The sequence below is a fragment of the Streptomyces sp. NPDC047108 genome (assembly GCF_040643575.1).
In the GTDB taxonomy this organism is placed as follows: domain Bacteria; phylum Actinomycetota; class Actinomycetes; order Streptomycetales; family Streptomycetaceae; genus Streptomyces.
The window spans coordinates 14,979-32,818 of sequence record NZ_JBEYUP010000036.1 but is presented as its reverse complement, the minus strand read 5'-3'; the positions used below and the strand labels follow the sequence as shown (position 1 = coordinate 32,818).

12 protein-coding genes are annotated in these 17,840 nt (G+C 73.1%); 8 read left to right on the top strand and 4 right to left on the bottom strand.

Annotated elements, in window-relative coordinates; translation table 11 throughout:
• Window positions 1–505 precede the first annotated feature (505 nt).
• On the top strand, window positions 506–1,381 hold the full coding sequence (locus ABZ822_RS32330; protein WP_360862004.1) for a hypothetical protein: 876 nt from the start codon (window positions 506–508) through the stop codon (window positions 1,379–1,381).
• A gap of 262 nt (window positions 1,382–1,643) precedes the next feature.
• Window positions 1,644–2,807, top strand: coding sequence for a glycosyltransferase family 4 protein (locus ABZ822_RS32325; protein WP_360861994.1), 1,164 nt, complete (start codon window positions 1,644–1,646; stop codon window positions 2,805–2,807).
• Between the two features lie 108 nt (window positions 2,808–2,915).
• Here the strand turns inward: ABZ822_RS32325 and ABZ822_RS32320 are convergent, their stop codons facing one another.
• Window positions 2,916–3,914: a LysR family transcriptional regulator gene (locus tag ABZ822_RS32320; protein ID WP_360861992.1), complete on the bottom strand. Its 999-nt coding sequence runs from the start codon at window positions 3,912–3,914 to the stop codon at window positions 2,916–2,918.
• 71 nt (window positions 3,915–3,985) lie between these two features.
• Between ABZ822_RS32320 and ABZ822_RS32315 the strand changes: the two genes are divergently transcribed.
• Window positions 3,986–4,660 (top strand): maleylpyruvate isomerase family mycothiol-dependent enzyme, encoded by a 675-nt coding sequence (locus tag ABZ822_RS32315; RefSeq protein WP_360861990.1) that lies wholly within the window; start codon window positions 3,986–3,988, stop codon window positions 4,658–4,660.
• A gap of 48 nt (window positions 4,661–4,708) precedes the next feature.
• Here ABZ822_RS32315 and ABZ822_RS32310 read toward each other — a convergent pair whose 3' ends face one another.
• Together ABZ822_RS32310 and ABZ822_RS32305 are read right to left on the bottom strand one after the other, a co-directional pair.
• Window positions 4,709–6,346: a PucR family transcriptional regulator gene (locus tag ABZ822_RS32310; RefSeq protein WP_360861988.1), complete on the bottom strand. Its 1,638-nt coding sequence runs from the start codon at window positions 6,344–6,346 to the stop codon at window positions 4,709–4,711.
• 202 nt (window positions 6,347–6,548) lie between these two features.
• On the bottom strand, window positions 6,549–7,763 hold the full coding sequence (locus ABZ822_RS32305) for a LacI family DNA-binding transcriptional regulator (protein ID WP_360861986.1): 1,215 nt from the start codon (window positions 7,761–7,763) through the stop codon (window positions 6,549–6,551).
• 151 nt (window positions 7,764–7,914) lie between these two features.
• Here ABZ822_RS32305 and ABZ822_RS32300 point away from each other — a divergent pair, with 151 nt between their 5' ends.
• Window positions 7,915–9,153: a beta-1,3-glucanase family protein gene (locus ABZ822_RS32300; protein ID WP_360861984.1), complete on the top strand. Its 1,239-nt coding sequence runs from the start codon at window positions 7,915–7,917 to the stop codon at window positions 9,151–9,153.
• A gap of 109 nt (window positions 9,154–9,262) precedes the next feature.
• Here the strand turns inward: ABZ822_RS32300 and ABZ822_RS32295 are convergent, their stop codons facing one another.
• The gene (locus tag ABZ822_RS32295) at window positions 9,263–11,071 is read right to left on the bottom strand and encodes a glycoside hydrolase family 15 protein (protein WP_360861982.1); all 1,809 of its coding nucleotides are present in this window, start codon (window positions 11,069–11,071) and stop codon (window positions 9,263–9,265) included.
• Between the two features lie 634 nt (window positions 11,072–11,705).
• Between ABZ822_RS32295 and ABZ822_RS32290 the strand changes: the two genes are divergently transcribed.
• The 4 genes from ABZ822_RS32290 (at window position 11,706) to ald (ending at window position 17,676) form a co-directional block, all read left to right on the top strand.
• The gene (locus tag ABZ822_RS32290; protein WP_360861980.1) at window positions 11,706–13,382 is read left to right on the top strand and encodes a CTP synthase; all 1,677 of its coding nucleotides are present in this window, start codon (window positions 11,706–11,708) and stop codon (window positions 13,380–13,382) included.
• 77 nt (window positions 13,383–13,459) lie between these two features.
• Window positions 13,460–14,101 (top strand): NUDIX hydrolase, encoded by a 642-nt coding sequence (locus ABZ822_RS32285; protein WP_360861978.1) that lies wholly within the window; start codon window positions 13,460–13,462, stop codon window positions 14,099–14,101.
• A gap of 242 nt (window positions 14,102–14,343) precedes the next feature.
• Window positions 14,344–16,428, top strand: a complete 2,085-nt coding sequence (locus ABZ822_RS32280) for a tetratricopeptide repeat protein (RefSeq protein ID WP_360861976.1) — start codon at window positions 14,344–14,346, stop codon at window positions 16,426–16,428.
• Between the two features lie 132 nt (window positions 16,429–16,560).
• Window positions 16,561–17,676: an alanine dehydrogenase gene (gene ald, locus ABZ822_RS32275; RefSeq protein WP_360862002.1), complete on the top strand. Its 1,116-nt coding sequence runs from the start codon at window positions 16,561–16,563 to the stop codon at window positions 17,674–17,676.
• Window positions 17,677–17,840 lie beyond the last annotated feature (164 nt).

The following is a 17,840-nucleotide window of genomic DNA, read 5'->3' as shown; positions in this document are numbered from 1 at the left end:
CCCAGGCACTTCTCCGCCTGGCCCGCCAGCGGATCAACGTGCTGTTCGCAATGCTCCGCGACGGCACCTTCTACGAACCCAGAACCCCACGCCTCACTTGACGAAAGACATAGAGGCACCCCCCGGGACCGGGCCGCGCAGGGGCGACACGGCGTGCTGCCCGCCGCCGAAGTCTGCGCGGTCACCGCCCAACTCGGCGCATCAGGCCCGTACGTGCCCGTCTTCGCGAGACGCGTTGCCTGCGCGGCCTGGGCCTCGCACACCCACCCGCCCCGTCGCCTACCGGACTCGTCGTACGCCCCGTCGGCGCCCGGCATCGCACGCTCCCGGCGCCCCGCATCCGGCCCCGACCGGCCTCCGGTCCTCGCGCAGGCCGTCCACCTCCCCTTCCCGCCTGCGGGAATTCCTCAACCCGCCCTCCTGGAAGGGGTGATGAGGAATTAGGGTGACGGGCGATTCACCAGGTGAGGAGAGCAAGACGATGGCGGCGGAGCCGGACGGCGGAATGCGGGGGCGGGCCGCGGCCCTGCTCGCCGCGGCGGGGGCAGCCCGTGCGGCCTACGCCGGGATGCGGCGCAAGGCGCCCGGCGGCACCGAGTTGTGGCAGCGGCGCAACCACACAGGCCGCATGGTCGATCTCCATGCCGGTCCCGCCGTCGCCTTCGGCACCGCGCTGGCCGTCACCACCGCGCCCACCCTCCCCGTCCGCGCACGGGCCGCCGCCGCGCTGGCCGTCCTCGCGGCCGGGGCCTGCGGCGCGTACGACGACATGGCGGGTCGCGGTGACCGGCGCCGCGGGTTCCGCGCCCATCTCGGGGCGCTGCGCGAGGGCGAGATCACCTCGGGCGCCGTCAAGCTGTTCGGGATCGGTGCCACCGGACTTCTGGCGGGGGCCCTGCTCAAGCAGCGGGCCGCCGACCGCGTCCTCGCGGGGGTCGTCGTCGCGGGGAGCGCGCATCTGGCGAACCTCCTCGACGTACGCCCCGGGCGGGCCGCCAAGGCCGTACTCGCCGCCGCCGCACCCGGGTTGCTGCTCGGCGGCGCCGCCGGAGTCCTCGCCGCCGCGCCGGTCGGCGCCGTCGCCGCCGTCCTCTGCGACGACCTCGGCGAACGCACCATGCTCGGCGACACGGGAGCCCATGCCCTGGGTGCCGGGCTCGGTCTGGCGGTCGTGGCCGGTAACGGCCGTACGGGGCTGGTCCTGCACGCGGCCGCCGTCGTCGGTGCCGCGATCGTCGGTGAGGCCGTCGGAACCGGCACCGCCTGGAGGAAGTTCGCGCCCCTCCGCGCATGGGACGCGCTGGGCCGCCGGCCCGAACCCGCCACCGTCTTCTCGCGCGGCGTCACGCCCGTACGGCCCACGGGCGGGCGTGGCCGCTGACCGCCCGCTCGGAAGCCGGTTCGCTCTCCGCGGCCGCCGTCCCCCAGACGTCCTCCCCGCGTCGTCCTCCGCTGATCGTCGTAACCCGGACGGGTGACCGCCCGGGCGCGCGCCCCGCCTCGGCGCGCAGAAACCGCCGGGGATCCCTGCCCGCCCGGGGGCCGGTGCTGGCATGCTGGGGGCGCGCGACGTGCGTCCGCCGTCCCGCACGACACTCCGCCCGCACCGCCTCGCGTTCCACCCGAGTCAGGAGCTCCACCGCGTGAGCAGCACATCGGTCCCGCCGCTGGGGCAGCCGCCCCTGCACGTGGTTCAGGTGCTGGGGCGCGGCAGTTCGGGCAGCGGCGCGCATGTGCGCTCGCTCGCGGCGGGTCTCGTCGCACGCGGCGTACGGGTGACCGTGTGCGCCCCCTACGCGGCTCAACGCGCCTACGCCTTCACCGGTGCCGGAGCCCGTTTCGTCCCCGCAGAAGCGCGTACGGACCCGGCAGCACTCGCCGTACTGCGAGCGGTCTGCGCGGACGCCGACCTCGTGCACGCCCACGGGTCGCGCTCCGCCGTACGGTCCTCACTGGCCCTCGGCTGCGCCCGCACACCCCTCGTCGTCACCTGGCACACCGCGATCCAGGCGGAGGGCGCGCGAGCGCATCTCGTACGCCTGACGGAGCGCCGCGCCGCGCGGGCGGCGACTGTCGTGCTCGGAGCGTGCTCGGAACTCGTCGAGCGCGCCAGGGAACGAGGGGCGCGCGATGCTCGCCTCGCGCCGGTGGCCGTTCCCGAGCCCCGCCGCAGCCCCGCACCCGACAGTACGGACGGGACCGGGGACGACGACGACCGCCGGAGCACCAAGGCGCGGGCCGAACTGGGCGCGGTGGGGCGGCCGTTGCTCCTCACAGTCGGCCGGCTCGAAGCCTGGCAGGGGCACGGCCTCCTCCTCGACGCCGCCCGCGCCTGGCGCCGCCTGGAGCCGCAGCCGCTGCTCGTCCTCGCGGGCGAGGGCCCCGAACGTCCCTGGCTGCAGCGGCGCATCGACCTGGAGGACCTGCCGGTGCGGCTGCTCGGCCGCCATGAGGACATCGCCGCGCTGCTGGGCGCGGCCGACGCCGCCGTGCTGCCGAGCCGGTGGGAGGCGCGGTCCCTGTTCGCGCAGGAGGCGCTGCGCGCCGGGGTTCCACTGGTGGCCACCGCGGTCGGCGGTGTGCCGGAACTGGTGGGCAGGGCGGCCGAACTCGTCCCGTACGGCGATCCCGCGGCGCTCGCCCGTGCCGTCGCGCGGCTGCTCGCCGACCCGGGCCGGAGGGCCGAACTCACCCTGGCGGGGCCGGAACAGGCGTCGGCCTGGCCGACGGAGGACGACACGGTGGCGCAGGTGCTGAGCGTCTACGACGAGTTGAACGCCCGCTGCCGGTCCGCGCCGCGCGGCTGACGACGAGCCCAGGCCACGGCCCCCGGCACCCGTCCGCCCGCCCTCGGCCGTACCCGGGCGCCCCTCGACCGTGCCCGGGCGCGGGGCGCTCGTGACACGTCCGCGGCACTATCCGGGCGCGGGGCGCTCGTGACACGCCGCGTACCCACCTCGGCCCGCCTCCGCCCGGCCCTCGGCTCCCTGCACCGACTGCCCTCCAGCAGCCTTCGGCAGGGCCGTACGGAGCAGGTCCAGCAGCGCCCTCGCCGCCGGGCCCGCGGGCCCGTTCGCGCCCCACGCCAGGGCGATCCGTCCCCGGGGCCGCGGCTCGGTGATGGGCAGGGTGTGCAGGCCCGAGGCCGCCGCCAGATCGGCAGGGAGCTCCGGGACGACGGCCACCCCCAGCCCCCGTGCGGCGAGTTGTGTCAGCAGGGCCGGGGAGGCCGCCTCGAAGGCGATACGCGGCCGGAAGCCCGCCCGCGCGCAGGCGCGGTCGAGTACGCCGCGCAGACCGGTCCCGCGGGGCAGGCTGATCAGCGGTCGGTCGCGCAGTGCCGCCAACGGAACGCTCGTGCAACCCGGTTCGGCCAGGAGCGGGTCACCGGGTGCGACGGCGGCGACCAGCGGCTCGTCGACCACGACCCGAAGCGAGATGCCCGGCAGGGGCTCCTCGTCCACCAACCCGGCCAGAGCGATGTCGAGTTCGCCGCGCTGCACCGCGCGAAGCATCCGCTCCGAGGTGTCCTCGGTCAGCGAGATCTCGACGTGCGGATGGTCGCGGTGGAAGCCCGCCAGGACGGCGGCGATGTCGAACTCATGGGCGGCGGCGCCCGATACGAGGCCGATCCTGACCCGGCCGCGCAGCAGGCCGGTGAACGCGTCCGCCGTCTCCCGTACGCCCTCCACGGCGGCGATCGCGGCCCGCGCGTAGGGCAGAACGGCCTCGCCCACCTCCGTGAGGGTCACCGACCGGCCGGAGCGGTCGAGCAGCGGCTGGCCCACCTCCCGTTCGAGCTGCCGGATCTGGGCGCTCACCCCTGGCTGAGCCAGGTGCAGGCGGGCGGCGGCATGGGTGAAGCCGCCCTCCTCGACGACCGCGACGAAGTACTGCAGTTGGCGAAGCTCCATAACTCGTGATGCTAGGTCGCAGAAGAACCATCTCTTGGACTGATGGCGGTCGCCACCGACACCCTTGTGTCATGGGGAAGACGACGAAGCTGCCCGGAGGGCACCGCGTGGCGGTGCGGGACATCAAGGACGCCATCGCCGCGGAGCGGCGGGAGATGGCGGATCTGCTCGACGACCTGCCGCCGGAGGCTTGGGAGGTGCCGAGCCTGTGCGCCGGGTGGCGGGTGCGTGAGGTCGCGGCCCATATGAGTCTCGGGTTCCGGTACTCGCGCTCCGCCGTCGCCGCCGAACTCCTGCGGGCCCGCGGCAGTCTGCACCGGATGACCGACCGGTGCGCCCGGAAGGACGCGGAACGCCACTCGACGACCCGCCTCGCCTCGTTTCTCCGCGAGAACGCGCATCATGCCTGGACGCCGCCGGTCGGCGGGTTCGTGTCGGCCCTCGGCCACGACGTCGTCCACGGGCTGGACATCACGGTCGCGCTGGACCACGCCCGCAGAGTCCCCGAGGACCGCCTGCGCGTCCTGCTGACCGCCGTCACGCCGCGCACCTGCCGGTTCTTCGGAGCCGACCTCAGCGGCGTCCGGCTGGCCGCCGACGATCTGAACTGGTCCTTCGGCAGCGGCAGTACGGTGTCCGGCGCCGCGCAGGACCTGCTGCTCGCCGCCTACGGCCGCACGCTACCGGCGGGGCGCCTGAGCGGGGACGCGAGCCACCGCTTCGTCGCGGCTCCGGCCACCGGGTGACGCATCGGACCGTGCAGAAGCGATGGTCGTCGCAACCGCCCGCCCCCGTCAGGGGGCGTGACGGCGGGCCTGCAGCGCGAGGTTGAGCGTGAGCACCGCCTGCGGGTCGTCGAGGTCGGTGACCAGGAGCTGCGAGATCCGGGCCAGACGGTCGTAGAGGGTCTGGCGGTTGAGGTGCAGCTCGCGCGCCGTCTCCGCCTTGTTCCCCGCGTGGGCGAGATACGCCTCCAGCGTGGGGAGGAGCGGCGGGCGGGCCGTACGGTCGTGGGCGATCAGCGGGCCGATCGCCCGGTCCACGAAGGCCGCCAGATCGGGGTGGTCGCGCAGGCGCCACAGCAGCAGATCGATGTCCAGGCGGCGCGCGTCGTACCACGGCCTCGGCGGCAGCCCCTGCGCGGCGGTCGCCGCCTCCGCAGCGTGCCGCAGTCCCGGTCCGGCGTTCGCCCAGTCGCCCGCGACGCCGACGACGACCGCCGGCGGCAGGACGCCCGCCCGTTCGAGCCCGGCCCGCTCGACGCCGGCGCGCAGGGCGGCGGCGACCCGGTCGGCCGCGGCGGACCGCTCGGATTCCGAGCGCAGTCCGAGCAGCAGCGGAACCCGCCCCTCCACCGGCCGTACGCCCATGAGCACCGGGAGTCCGACCGTGCTCAGCTCCTCCTGCACGGCCCGTACGAGCACCGCCCAGTCGCCGGGCGGGATGAGTTCGGCGGGCAGCCGCATCACGACCGGCAGCAACAGCCCGCCCGCCGGACGGAATCCGAGGACGCGCGCCTGGTCCGGCGCGTCCTCGGCCGCCGTACGGCCCTCGGCGAGGTCGGTGAGGAAGTCGCCGCGGCCGCGCGCCGCCAGCTCGTCCTCCTGCCGTGCCTGCATCAGGACGACCGCGAGCAGCCCGGCCGTGCGCTCCGCGGCGATCCGGTGGACCTCGGCGAGTGGACGGTCGACGGGGAGTATCACCAGCCGCGCGCGTACGGCACCCGGGCCCGGCCCGCCGCCCGGGATGTCGACCGTGACGCCCCCGGAGGGCAGTTCGGCCGAGCGCCCGGAGCGCTGGCGCCGCAGGCCGTCCCACACCTGAACCGGATCGGCGGCGGAGTCGGGCGACGATCCGCCGGTGGCACCGGCCGCGTACAGCAACTGCCCGTCAGGGGTTTCCAGGAACACCGGGTTGCCCGCGAACTCCGCGAGCAGCCGCAGTACGTCCGGGGCACCGCCGCCGCGCAGCAGCAGCTCCGTGCAGCGCCGGTGGACCTCCTCCGCGCTGCGCAGCATCGCGTAGTGCCCGTTGACGATCTCGGTGTGGATCTCCTCGGTGACGGTCACGAACGGGACCTGGCGGTGCAGTTGGACGAGGGGCAGGTCGCAGGAGCGTGCCGTGTCCACGAGGGCGGCGGGCAGCTCCGTGAAGCGGCCACCCAGCTCGACGACGAGCGCCGCGATGCCGCGCTCGGCGAGCTTGCGGATGAACGTGCGCTGGTCGGCCGGGCGGGTGCCGAGGCCGAGGCCGGTGGTCAGGAGGAGTTCGCCGCCCTTGAGGAGGGAGGCGATGTCGGGCACCTCGCCCGCGTGGACCCAGCGGACGGGCTGATCGAGCCGGTCCTCCGAGGCGACGACCTCGGGGAGGCCGCGACGGAGCGCGGGCAGTTCGAGTGCCCGCCGTACCGTGATCCCGGCCTGAGCGTCCATGACGCGGACGCTACCCCGCGCGCCTGAGCCGCGCACAATCCCACTCGCGGCGGCACGGGAAAGGGCGGAGGACCCGGACGGACCCGACGGCGGGGGAGGGGCGCGGCGGCGCCACGGCCGCTGTGCCGAAGGGCTCCGCCCCGCGCTCACCGCCCCGCGCCTCCGCCGGCGCTCACCGCCCCGCGCTCACCGCCCCGCGTCGCTACGCCGAAGCGCGGATCACCAGCCGGGCCGGGGTGATCACCGGCGCGAGCCGCTCCTCCTCACGCCCCTGTCCGGTCTCACGCCCCTGTCCCGTCTCACGCCCCTGTCCCCTCTCACGCCCCTGTCCGGTCTCCGGCCCCTGCTCCGCCTCCGGCCCCTCAGCCGTCTCCGCCGCCCCCGACGCGGCGCCTGACGACGGCTGCGCCGAAATCGCCCCCGCCGCCTCCTCCGCGGCACCGGACGGCGCCACGCCCAGGCGGCGCAGCAGCAGGGCGGCCATCATGCGCCCCATCTCCTCGACGTCCTGGTGGACGGTGGTGAGCGGCGGCTCGGCCCAGGCCGCGGGCTCCATGTCGTCGTAGCCGACCACGGCCACGTCCTCCGGGACCCGTCGCCCCGCCGCCCGCAGGGCGCGCAGCGCGCCCGTCGCCATGAGGTCGGACCCCGCGAAGACCGCGTCCAGATCGGGCGCGCTGCCCAGGAGTTCGGCCATGGCGCGCTCGCCGCCCTCCGCCGTGAAGTCACCGCGGGCCAGCAGCACGGAGTCGGGCTGTGCGACGCCGAGGGCGTCGCAGTAGCCGTCGAGCCGGTCGGTCGCCGAGGTCTGGTCGAGCGGTCCGGTGATGACGGCGATGCGCTTCCGGCCCTGGGCGAGCAGGTACTCGACGGCCTGGCGGGCCCCGCCGCGGTTGTCGTTGTCGACATAGAGCAGCTGGGGGTCGTGGTCCGCGTCGGCCCAGCCGGGGCGGCCGCCGAAGACGGTCGGCAGTTCGGAGGAGGCGGCCATCGAAGGCAGCGGGTCGTCGCTGTGCAGGGAGAACATCAGTGCGCCGTCGACATGGCCGCCCGAGAGGTAGCGGCCGATCCGCGGATAGTCCCGCGGGTGCTCGACGAGCAGCAGCACGAGCTGGATGTCGCTGGCCGACAGTTCGCGGCTGATGCCGCGGAGCTGCTGGGCGAAGAACGGGTCGGAGAACACGCGCCGCTCGGGCTCGGCGATGACGACCGCCACCGCCCCCGTACGCCGGGTGACCAGACTGCGCGCCGCGCTGTTGGGGACGTAGCCGAGATCGGCCACGGCGCGTTGCACCTTTTCGCGCACCGCGTCACGTACGCCCGCGCTGCCGTTGACCACACGCGACACGGTGGCGCGGGAAACCCCGGCGTGCGCGGCGACGGCTTCCAGCGTGGGGCGAGGTTCGGGCACGGTCAACTCCTTGTTCTTCGCGGAGGCTTGACGCTACCGCCTCTTGTCGGCAATGTGCTGGGTCAGGGACCTGAGAGCGCTCTCTTCACACCATGCTCTCACCATCTCCCACGTCCATCTCCTCCCGTCCCCCCACCACGCAGAGGAGCGAGGAAACATGCCTACCAGCAAGCACCGCGCCGGCGCGCCCCCGCTGAGCCGCCGCAGGGTTCTCGGTCTCGCCGCAGGAGCCGCCGCGGGGATTGGGGCCGGCCTGGCCGCCGGATCGGCCCGCGCCTCGGATGGCCCCGCGCGTACGCCGCGCCCCGCCGCCCGCCCGCGTACGGGCTCACGCGCCGCCGCGGGCCTGCCGCTCACCGTCGCCAACAGGACAGGGGAATTCGCCTCCACATCGATATGGCTCTACATCGTCGGCAACGACGGGCAGCAGCAGGTACGGGTCACGCCCGACGGTGAGCTGAAGCCCGTCGCGCTCTCCGACAACGGGTCCGACGGCTTCACCGACTACGCCATCCCGCTCTCCGGCAGCGGCGACACCACGCTCACGCTCCCGCCCATGTCCGGCCGGATCTATGCCGCGCTCGGCGACAAGCTGAAGTTCAAGGCCGTCGAGGACGGGGACGGCAAGGCCGGGCTCGCCTACCCGGCGGGCTGGGTGGAGGCCGATCCCAACTACCCGGTGCTGCACGACTGCGCGGAGTTCACGTACAACGACCGCGGGATGTTCTGCAACACCACCATGGTCGACATGTTCAGCGTCCCCATGGCCATCCATCTCACCGGAGCCAAGGACCAGACGACCGGTGCCCTCGAGGACGGCGGCCGGGCCCGGATCTTCTCCGACGTCGCCGGCCAGGACGCCTTCTCCCGGCTCGTCGTCGACGACCGCCGCGTGATCGCCCCCGGCCACGGGCTGGACTCCGGACTGTTCGCGGACGACCACTTCGCGTCGTACGTCGACGAGGTGTGGAGCGCGTACGCGTCCAAGGACCTGAAGGTCACCACCAACGCGGGGACCTTCACCGGCCGGGTCAGCGGCGGGAAGCTGTCCTTCACCGGGCCCGGCTCGGTGTCCTTCGACAAGCCGTCGACGCGCGACGTGCTGTTCTGCGACGGCGCGCTGGCCGCCCCCAACGATCCGGTCGTCGGTCCCGTCGCCGCGATCCTGGGCGCCGCCTTCAACCGCACCACGCTGCTCGACCAGGCCGAACAACCGACCACCGACCCCGCGGGCTTCTACGGGACGGACTCGGCGCACCACTACGCCAAGGCGATGCACGCCGCGTCGGAGGACGGCAGGGCGTACGGGTTCGCCTTCGACGACGTGGCGGGCTTCGCCTCGTACATCGAGGACGGCGCCCCGGCGACGATGACGCTCACGCTGACGCCGTTCTGAGCCCGGCCCGGCCCGGTCCCGAATCCGGAGCCGTTCGCCGATGCCGTCGTGGCGGGAGCCGCGGAACCGCTCCCGCCGCGACGGCGGAACGTCACCGTCCCCGGCCGGCTCAGCCCCCGTACGCGCCCGAGGCCGTCAGCCGCAGCGCCGTGTCGATCAGCGGCACGTGGCTGAACGCCTGCGGGAAGTTGCCGACCTGGCGCTGCAGCCGCGGGTCCCACTCCTCCGCGAGCAGCCCCAGGTCGTTCCGCAGGGAGAGCAGCTTCTCGAAGAGCTTCCGGGCCTCGTCGACGCGGCCGATCATGGCCAGGTCGTCCGCGAGCCAGAACGAGCAGGCGAGGAAGGCGCCTTCGTCGCCCTCGAGGCCGTCCACGCCCTTCTCGTCGCCCTGCGTCGGGTAGCGCAGCAGGAAGCCGTCCTCGGTGCCCAGCTCGCGCTGGATCGCCTCGATGGTGCCGATGACGCGCTTGTCGTCGGGCGGCAGGAAGCCCATCTGCGGGATGAGCAGCAGCGAGGCGTCCAGCTCCTTGGAGCCGTAGTACTGCGTGAAGGTGTTGCGCTCCTTGTCGTAACCCTTCTCACACACGGTGCGGTGGATCTCGTCGCGCAGGTCGCGCCACCGCTCCAGCGGACCGTCCACCTCACCGGACTCGATGAGCTTGACCGTGCGGTCCACGGCCACCCAGGCCATGACCTTGGAGTGGACGAAGTGGCGGCGGGGCCCGCGCACCTCCCAGATGCCCTCGTCCGGCTCGTTCCAGTGGTCCTCGAGGTACTTGATCAGCTTGAGCTGGAGCAGCGAGGCGTAGTCGTTGCGCGCCAGACCCGTCATATGGGCCAGGTGCAGGGCCTCGGTGACCTCGCCGTAGACGTCGAGCTGGAGTTGTCCGGCCGCGCCGTTGCCGACCCGGACCGGCCGGGAGTTCTCGTACCCGGGCAGCCAGTGCAGCTCGGTCTCGCCCAGCTCCCGCTCACCCGCGATCCCGTACATGATCTGCAGGTTCTCGGGGTCGCCCGCGACCGCGCGGAGCAGCCACTCGCGCCAGGCGCGGGCCTCCTCGCGGTAGCCGGTGCGCAGCAGCGACGACAGGGTGATCGCGGCGTCGCGGAGCCAGGTGAAGCGGTAGTCCCAGTTGCGGCAGCCGCCGATGTCCTCGGGCAGCGAGGTGGTCGGGGCCGCGACGATGCCGCCGGTCGGCCCGTAGGTCAGCGCCTTGAGCGTGATCAGCGAGCGCACGACCGCGTCCCGGTAGGGACCGTGGTAGGTGCACTGCTCGACCCACTCGCGCCAGAAGTCCTCGGTCGCCTCCAGGGACGCCTCGGGTTCGGGCAGCGGCGGCGGCTCCTTGTGCGAGGGCTGCCAGCTGATGGTGAAGGCGACGCGCTCGCCCGGGGAGATCGTGAAGTCGGAGTACGTCGTCAGGTCCTCGCCGTGGGTCTCGACGGGGCTGTCCAGCCACACCGAGTCCGGCCCCGCGACCGCGACCGTCCGCCCGTCGATCTTGTGCACCCACGGGGTCACCCAGCCGTAGGAGAAGCGCATCTTCAGCGCCGACCGCATCGGCACCCGTCCGCTGACGCCCTCGACGATCCGGATGAGCTGGGGGGCTCCGTCACGCGGCGGCATGAAGTCGATCACCCGCACCGTGCCGCGCGGGGTGTCCCACTCGGACTCCAGCACGAGGGAGTCGCCCTGGTAGCGGCGGCGGTCCGCGGCGGGGGGCTCGGTGCCCTCCTTGTGCGCCGGGCCGAGTCTCCAGAAGCCGTGCTCGTCCGTGCCGAGCAGACCCGCAAAGATCGAATGCGAGTCGAACCGCGGGAGGCACAGCCAGTCGGCCGTGCCGTCCCTGCAGACGAGGGCGGCAGTCTGCATGTCTCCGATGAGAGCGTAATCCTCGATACGCCCGGCCACGTGCATCTCCAGTCGAACGGCTGGGCGCCCCTCAGGGGCGTCTTGCGGTCAGGGGAACTTTGACGAGCTCATGCTTCCGGGGGGTGGGCGGGGGTGGTGCCGTACCGGCTCGCTCGCTGATGTGTCCGAGCAGGATACGACGCGCGGTAGTGATCTGTGCGACCGTCCCGGCAAGCCCCCTGGGCCTGTCGGGTGAGCCGTCTCCGGGGCCCGGTCGGAGGCTCTTCCCGGACGGGAACCACAGGCTCGTTCCGCACCGCGACCCCGGCGCCGACCTGCACCGTAACCCCGGTCCCGGTCCGTGCCCGAACCGCTGTCCCGGTCCAGGCCGGAACCGCTGTCCCGGTCCGCACCGTGACCGCCGTCCCGCCCCGTACGGTACGACGCCCGGTCGGAGTCCTTCCGGGCACCGTTCCCGACATCGCCCGGTCCCGGACGCCGGGGCGGACTGGCCTGAAGCGGTCTCCCGCGGTCGCTGATACCCTGGTAGCCCGTGGACCGGTGGGCCCCACCCCTGGTGAAGGCACCCCCGAACCGCAGCGACGGCATCCCCTCGGAATCACTCCGGACCAGGGTACGGCCGGCCCGCTTTTCACGACGCGACCACGGGAGCCCCCTCTTGGCACTGCCGCCCAAATCCATGACGACCAGGCACCTCTTCGTCACCGGGGGTGTCGCCTCATCGCTCGGCAAGGGGCTCACCGCCTCCAGCCTGGGTGCGCTGCTCAAGGCGCGGGGCCTGCGGGTCACCATGCAGAAACTCGACCCGTACCTCAACGTCGATCCTGGCACGATGAACCCGTTCCAGCACGGTGAGGTCTTCGTCACGAACGACGGCGCCGAGACGGATCTGGACGTCGGACACTACGAGCGCTTCCTCGACGTCGACCTCGACGGTTCGGCGAACGTCACCACCGGGCAGGTCTACTCGACGGTGATCGCCAAGGAGCGGCGCGGCGAGTACCTGGGCGACACCGTGCAGGTCATCCCGCACATCACCAACGAGATCAAGCACCGCATCCGCCGGATGGCGACCGACGACGTGGACGTCGTCATCACGGAGGTCGGCGGCACGGTCGGCGACATCGAGTCGCTGCCCTTCCTCGAGGCCGTGCGGCAGGTCCGGCACGAGGTGGGCCGGGACAACGTCTTCTTCGTGCACGTCTCCCTCCTCCCGTACATCGGCCCGTCCGGCGAGCTGAAGACCAAGCCGACCCAGCACTCGGTGGCGGCGCTGCGCAACATCGGTATCCAGCCGGATGCCATTGTCCTGCGCGCGGACCGGGAAGTTCCCCAGTCCATCAAGCGCAAGATCTCCCTCATGTGTGACGTCGACGAGGCCGCCGTGGTTGCCGCGATCGACGCGAAGTCGATCTACGACATTCCGAAGGTGCTGCACGGCGAGGGCCTGGACGCGTACGTGGTGCGCCGCCTCGACCTGCCCTTCCGCGACGTCGACTGGACGCAGTGGGACGACCTGCTCCGCCGCGTCCACCAGCCCGAGCACGACATCACCCTCGCCCTGGTCGGCAAGTACATCGATCTGCCCGACGCCTATCTGTCGGTCACCGAGGCGCTGCGCGCCGGCGGCTTCGCCAACAACGCCCGCGTCAAGATCAAGTGGGTCACCTCCGACGACTGCCGGACGCCCGCCGGGGCCAAGCAGCAACTGGCCGACGTCGACGCGATCTGCATCCCCGGAGGCTTCGGCGAGCGCGGCGTCGACGGCAAGGTTTCGGCCATCACCTACGCCCGGGAGAACAAGATCCCCCTCCTCGGCCTCTGCCTGGGTCTCCAGTGCATCGTGGTCGAGGCCGCGCGGAACCTCGCCGGCATCACTGACGCCAACTCCACCGAGTTCGAGGCCTCCACCGCCCACCCCGTGATCTCCACCATGGCCGAGCAGCTCGACATCGTCGCGGGTGAGGGCGACATGGGCGGCACGATGCGCCTGGGCATGTACCCGGCCAAGCTCGCCGAGGGCTCCATCGTCCGCGAGGTCTACGGCGACCAGCCGTACGTCGAGGAGCGTCACCGCCACCGGTACGAGGTCAACAACAGCTACCGCGCGGAACTCGAGAAGAACGGCCTCGTCTTCTCCGGGACCTCGCCCGACAACAAGCTGGTGGAGTACGTCGAGTACCCGCGCGACGTCCACCCGTACCTCGTCGGCACCCAGGCGCACCCCGAGCTGCGCTCCCGCCCCACCCGCCCGCACCCTCTCTTCGCGGGTCTGGTGAAGGCGGCCGTCGAGCGGCAGCAGGCGGCGGGGAGGACGGCGGCGAAACAAGCGGCGAAGAAGAGCACGCAGGTCTGACCGATACGGTGGGCAGGGGTACGGGCGCGTACGTTCCGTACCCCCGCACCATCGTTTCCCGGGAGGTCTCCCAGCTCATGGGCCAGCACAGCGAGCGCCTGCGCGACAGCGCCGAGGAGTGGCAGGTCGTCGACACCGCCACCCCGTTCACCGGCAACAAGACCAGCGTCCGCACGGACCGCGTCGTCATGCCGGACGGCACGGTCGTCTCGCGCGACTACCAGGTCCACCCGGGCTCGGTGGCGGCCCTCGCCCTGGACGACGCCGGCCGCGTGCTGGTGCTGCGCCAGTACCGCCACCCGGTGCGCCAGAAGCTGTGGGAGATCCCCGCGGGGCTGCTCGACGTCCCCGGTGAGAACCCGCTCCACGCGGCCCAGCGCGAACTGTACGAGGAGGCCCACGTCAAGGCCGAGGACTGGCGGGTCCTCACCGACGTCTACACCACGCCCGGCGGCTGCGACGAAGCCGTGCGGATCTTCCTCGCCAGGAACCTCTCCGAGGCCGAGGGCGAACGCTTCGAGGTCGAGGAGGAGGAGTCGGACATGGAGCACGCCCGGGTCCCGCTCCAGGAGCTCGTACGGGGTGTGCTGGCGGGCGAGCTGCACAACAACTGCCTTGTGGTGGGCGTCCTCTCGCTGGCCGCGGCCCTCGCGGGAGACGGGGTCGAGTCGCTGCGCCCGGCGGACGCGCCCTGGCCTGCCCGCCCGTTCGAGGCGTAGCCGCTCCCCGCGTCCGCACCCGCGGTCCTGCCGCGTCCTTCGCGACAAGCGATGATCCGATGCGGTGATCTTCGGGCGCCCCAACCGCCCTGCCCCGCACGGCTCGTCGCGCCATCTGAACTACGCTCGGATCCTTCCCGTCCGCAGCCGCGGCGGGCCGGTGCGCGGGCACGGGGCGCTTCCTCACGTCCCCGTCCGCGCCGGGACACCCCGCCCCGAAGGCAGGGGAAGGGAGCGCTGCCGTGTCGGATCAGGCACTGGATCCGGGCGGGCGCGCGCAGAAGTCCCGGGGCCGGGCCCCCGGCGGCGCGGTACGTCCGGCCGCCGGCCCCGCGTTCCGCGGCCGGACCCGCGAGCTCAAGGCGCTGCGCGAGGACATCGCCCAGGCCGGTCTCGACACCCTCTCCGGACGCAAGTCCTCCCGCGCGCGCGTGCTGCTCATCGCGGGCAGGCCGGGCTCGGGACGGACGGCGCTCGCCGAGGAGTTCGCCCGGCAGGTGGCGGACGACTACCCCGACGGCGTGCTGCGGGTCCGGCTCACCCGGCCCGGCGGACGGCCCGTCCCCACGGCCAGTACGGCCCGTGACCTGCTCACCGCGCTCGGCACCCCCGGCGCTCCCGGCTCGGGCGAGGAGGAACTGACGGAGGCGTTGCGGAAAGCGCTTGCCGGGCGGCGGTTCGTGCTGCTGCTCGACGACGCCGGGGACCCCGAGCAGGTGCACCCGCTGATCCCCGACGAGCACGACTGTCTGGTCCTCGCCACCTCGGAAGGGCCGCTGACCGGGGTGCCCGACGTCCGGCCGTGCGCGCTCGGCGGGCTCGACGCCGACGCGGCCGTCGACGTCCTCGCCCATCACGCCGGCGGCCGGACGCGCTTCACCGTCGACCCGGTCGCCGCGCGCTCGCTCGTCGAGGAGTGCGCGGGCCAGCCCGCCGCCCTGGTCCTCGCGGGCGGCTGGCTCGCCTCGCGGCCCAAGGCATCGGTGGCCGATCTGGGCCGGCGGCTGAACGCGATGCCGCAGGGGGAGGAGCAGGCACAGGGCCTGCGCGCCCTGGCCCGCGCCTTCCGCCTGGTGTACGAGGAACTGCCGCCGCCCGCCGCCCGGATGCTGCGCCTGCTGGTCCTGGCCCCCGCCGGCTGTGTCGACGCCCACATCGCCTCCGCGCTGGCCGGGTGTTCGGTGACGGCGGCGCAGGGCACCCTCGACCTCTTCGCCGCCCAGGGACTGCTGAGGTACGCCGAGGGGCCGGGTCACGGTCTGCCCGAGTACGGCGTACCGGGCTGTCTCGCCCCGTTCCTCACGGCCCTGCTCCAGGCCCGGGACAAGCCCTCCGAGGTGCTGCTCGCCCGCGCCCGGATGCTGGAGCGGATCGTGCGGCAGCTCCAGTCCTGCCGGGCGACCGCCGAACCCGTGGACTCTCCGGCCCGCAAGCGGCTGGCCGGACTGCCCAAGGCGCTGCGCTTCCCCTCCCCGGAGGCGGCCGCGGAGTGGCTCGACTCCCGGCTGCCGATGCTGCTGGCCGCCGCCGTGCTCGCGGTGGAGGACGGGGAGCTGGACACCCAGGCGCGGCGGCTGGTCTCCGCGCTCGTACGGGCCCTGATCGCGCACCGTGGCGAGGAGGCCGCGGCCCCGGAGCTGTATCCGCTGCACGAGCTGGTGCTGGGCGTCGCCGAGCGGCGCGGCCTGAAGGTGGAGCAGGCCGCCGCCCTGCTCAACCTGGCCGACCTCGACACCGAGGCGGGCCGGCCGCGCGACGCCCTCGGCCGCTACCGGCGCGCCCTGGACGCGGCGCGGTCCTCCGGGGACCCGCTGCTCACGGTGCGCGCCCTGGAGTCCCTCGGCGGCACCTACCAGGAGCTGGAGGACTGGCAGCGCGCCGCGGACTGGTACGGCCGGGCCCTGTCCGTACGCCTCGCCCGCAACGAACCCGCCGAGCAGGCGCGCCTCTACGAGCGGCTGGGCGCGGTGCACTGCTACGCCGGGAGCTGGGGCGAGGCGATGCGGAACTGGCGCGCCGCGGCGGCGGGGCACCGCAGGCTGCGCGACGACCGGGGCCACGCGCGGGCGCTGGGCGAGATGGCGCGGGTGCAGGAGTACGCGGGCCGGCCGGAGGAGTCGCTGCGCACCTGCGAGGACGCGTTGTCAGGCGCGATGCGAGCGGGGGACCGCCGTCTCCAGGCGGCTCTGCAGATGCGCATGGCGGACACCCTGGACCGTCTCGGCGATCCGGCGGCGGCCCGGATACGGCGCGGCGCCGCAGACAGGCTGCTCAGCGACACGCCGGGAGGTGCCTGCGAAATCCGTAGCGGTCTGCCAAAAGATTAATGCGTTCGAAGGCTAGACAGCGCGACGTCCTTCAATAGACTGGTTGCGCCGCACCGCGTGGCGGTGACATCCCGTATGCAACCGCATGCTGGGGTTTGTACCCAATCCCCTCATTCAAGGACCGTGATCGACGTGAAGGTCGGCATCCCCCGCGAGGTCAAGAACAACGAGTTCCGGGTGGCGATCACCCCCGCCGGCGTGCTCGAACTCGTCCGCAACGGCCACCAGGTCTTCGTGGAGCAGGGCGCCGGCCTGGGCTCCTCCATCCCGGACGAGGAGTACGTCTCCGCCGGAGCGAACATCCTCCCCACCGCCGACGAGGTCTGGGCCACCGCCGACCTGCTCCTCAAGGTGAAGGAGCCCATCGCGGAGGAGTACCACCGCCTGCGCAAGGACCAGACGCTCTTCACGTATCTCCACCTGGCCGCCTCCCGCGCCTGCACCGACGCGCTGCTGGAGTCCGGCACCACCTCCATCGCCTACGAGACGGTCGAGACCGCCAACCGCGCGCTCCCGCTGCTCGCCCCGATGTCCGAGGTCGCGGGCCGTATCGCCCCGCAGGTCGGCGCCTACCACCTGATGCGCTCGGCCGGCGGCCGCGGTGTGCTGCCCGGCGGTGTCCCCGGTGTCGCCCCGGCCAAGGCCGTCGTCATCGGCGGCGGCGTCTCCGGCTGGGAGGCCGCGCAGATCGCCGTCGGCATGGGCTTCCGCGTCACGCTGCTCGACAAGAACATCAACAAGCTGCGCGAGGCCGACAAGCTCTTCGGCCCCAAGATCCAGACGATCGTCTCCAACGCCCTGGAGCTGGAGAAGGCCGTCCTCGACGCCGACCTCGTCATCGGTGCGGTGCTCATCCCGGGCGCGAAGGCCCCGAAGCTGGTCACCAACGAGCTGGTGTCCCGGATGAAGCCGGGAAGTGTTCTTGTCGACATCGCGATCGACCAGGGCGGCTGCTTCGAGGACTCGCGTCCCACCACGCACGCCGAGCCGACCTTCCAGGTCCACAACTCGGTGTTCTACTGCGTCGCCAACATGCCGGGCGCGGTGCCCAACACCTCGACGTACGCGCTGACCAACGCCACGCTGCCGTACATCGTCGAGCTGGCCAACCGCGGCTGGGTCGAGGCGCTGCGCCGCGACGCCGCGCTCGCCAAGGGCCTCAACACCCATGACGGACAGGTCGTCTACGGCCCCGTGGCCGAGGCGCACGGTCTGCAGTCGGTGGAGCTGAGCTCGCTCCTCGGCTGAGCATTCGGGGAGTCACCCGAGAGGGTGTCAACACCCGTCGTCAACATCGTCAACACCGCGCATCCGGCCGGGCCTTGTCGACCAGGGTCCGGCCGCATGCGTGCCGGTGTTTGCCGTACGCGCTTTCAACTCGCCGCGAATGCAACCCATTAACCGTTTCGCAC

Bases quoted from the DNA above. Each gene is read 5' to 3' on its own strand.
- ABZ822_RS32330 (WP_360862004.1), top strand. From the start codon at position 506: ATGCGGGGGCGGGCCGCGGCCCTGCTCGCCGCGGCGGGGGCAGCCCGT.
- ABZ822_RS32320 (WP_360861992.1), bottom strand. From the start codon at position 3,914: ATGGAGCTTCGCCAACTGCAGTACTTCGTCGCGGTCGTCGAGGAGGGC.
- ABZ822_RS32315 (WP_360861990.1), top strand. From the start codon at position 3,986: ATGGGGAAGACGACGAAGCTGCCCGGAGGGCACCGCGTGGCGGTGCGG.
- ABZ822_RS32310 (WP_360861988.1), bottom strand. From the start codon at position 6,346: ATGGACGCTCAGGCCGGGATCACGGTACGGCGGGCACTCGAACTGCCC.
- ABZ822_RS32300 (WP_360861984.1), top strand. From the start codon at position 7,915: ATGCCTACCAGCAAGCACCGCGCCGGCGCGCCCCCGCTGAGCCGCCGC.
- ABZ822_RS32295 (WP_360861982.1), bottom strand. From the start codon at position 11,071: ATGCACGTGGCCGGGCGTATCGAGGATTACGCTCTCATCGGAGACATG.
- ABZ822_RS32290 (WP_360861980.1), top strand. From the start codon at position 11,706: ATGACGACCAGGCACCTCTTCGTCACCGGGGGTGTCGCCTCATCGCTC.
- ABZ822_RS32285 (WP_360861978.1), top strand. From the start codon at position 13,460: ATGGGCCAGCACAGCGAGCGCCTGCGCGACAGCGCCGAGGAGTGGCAG.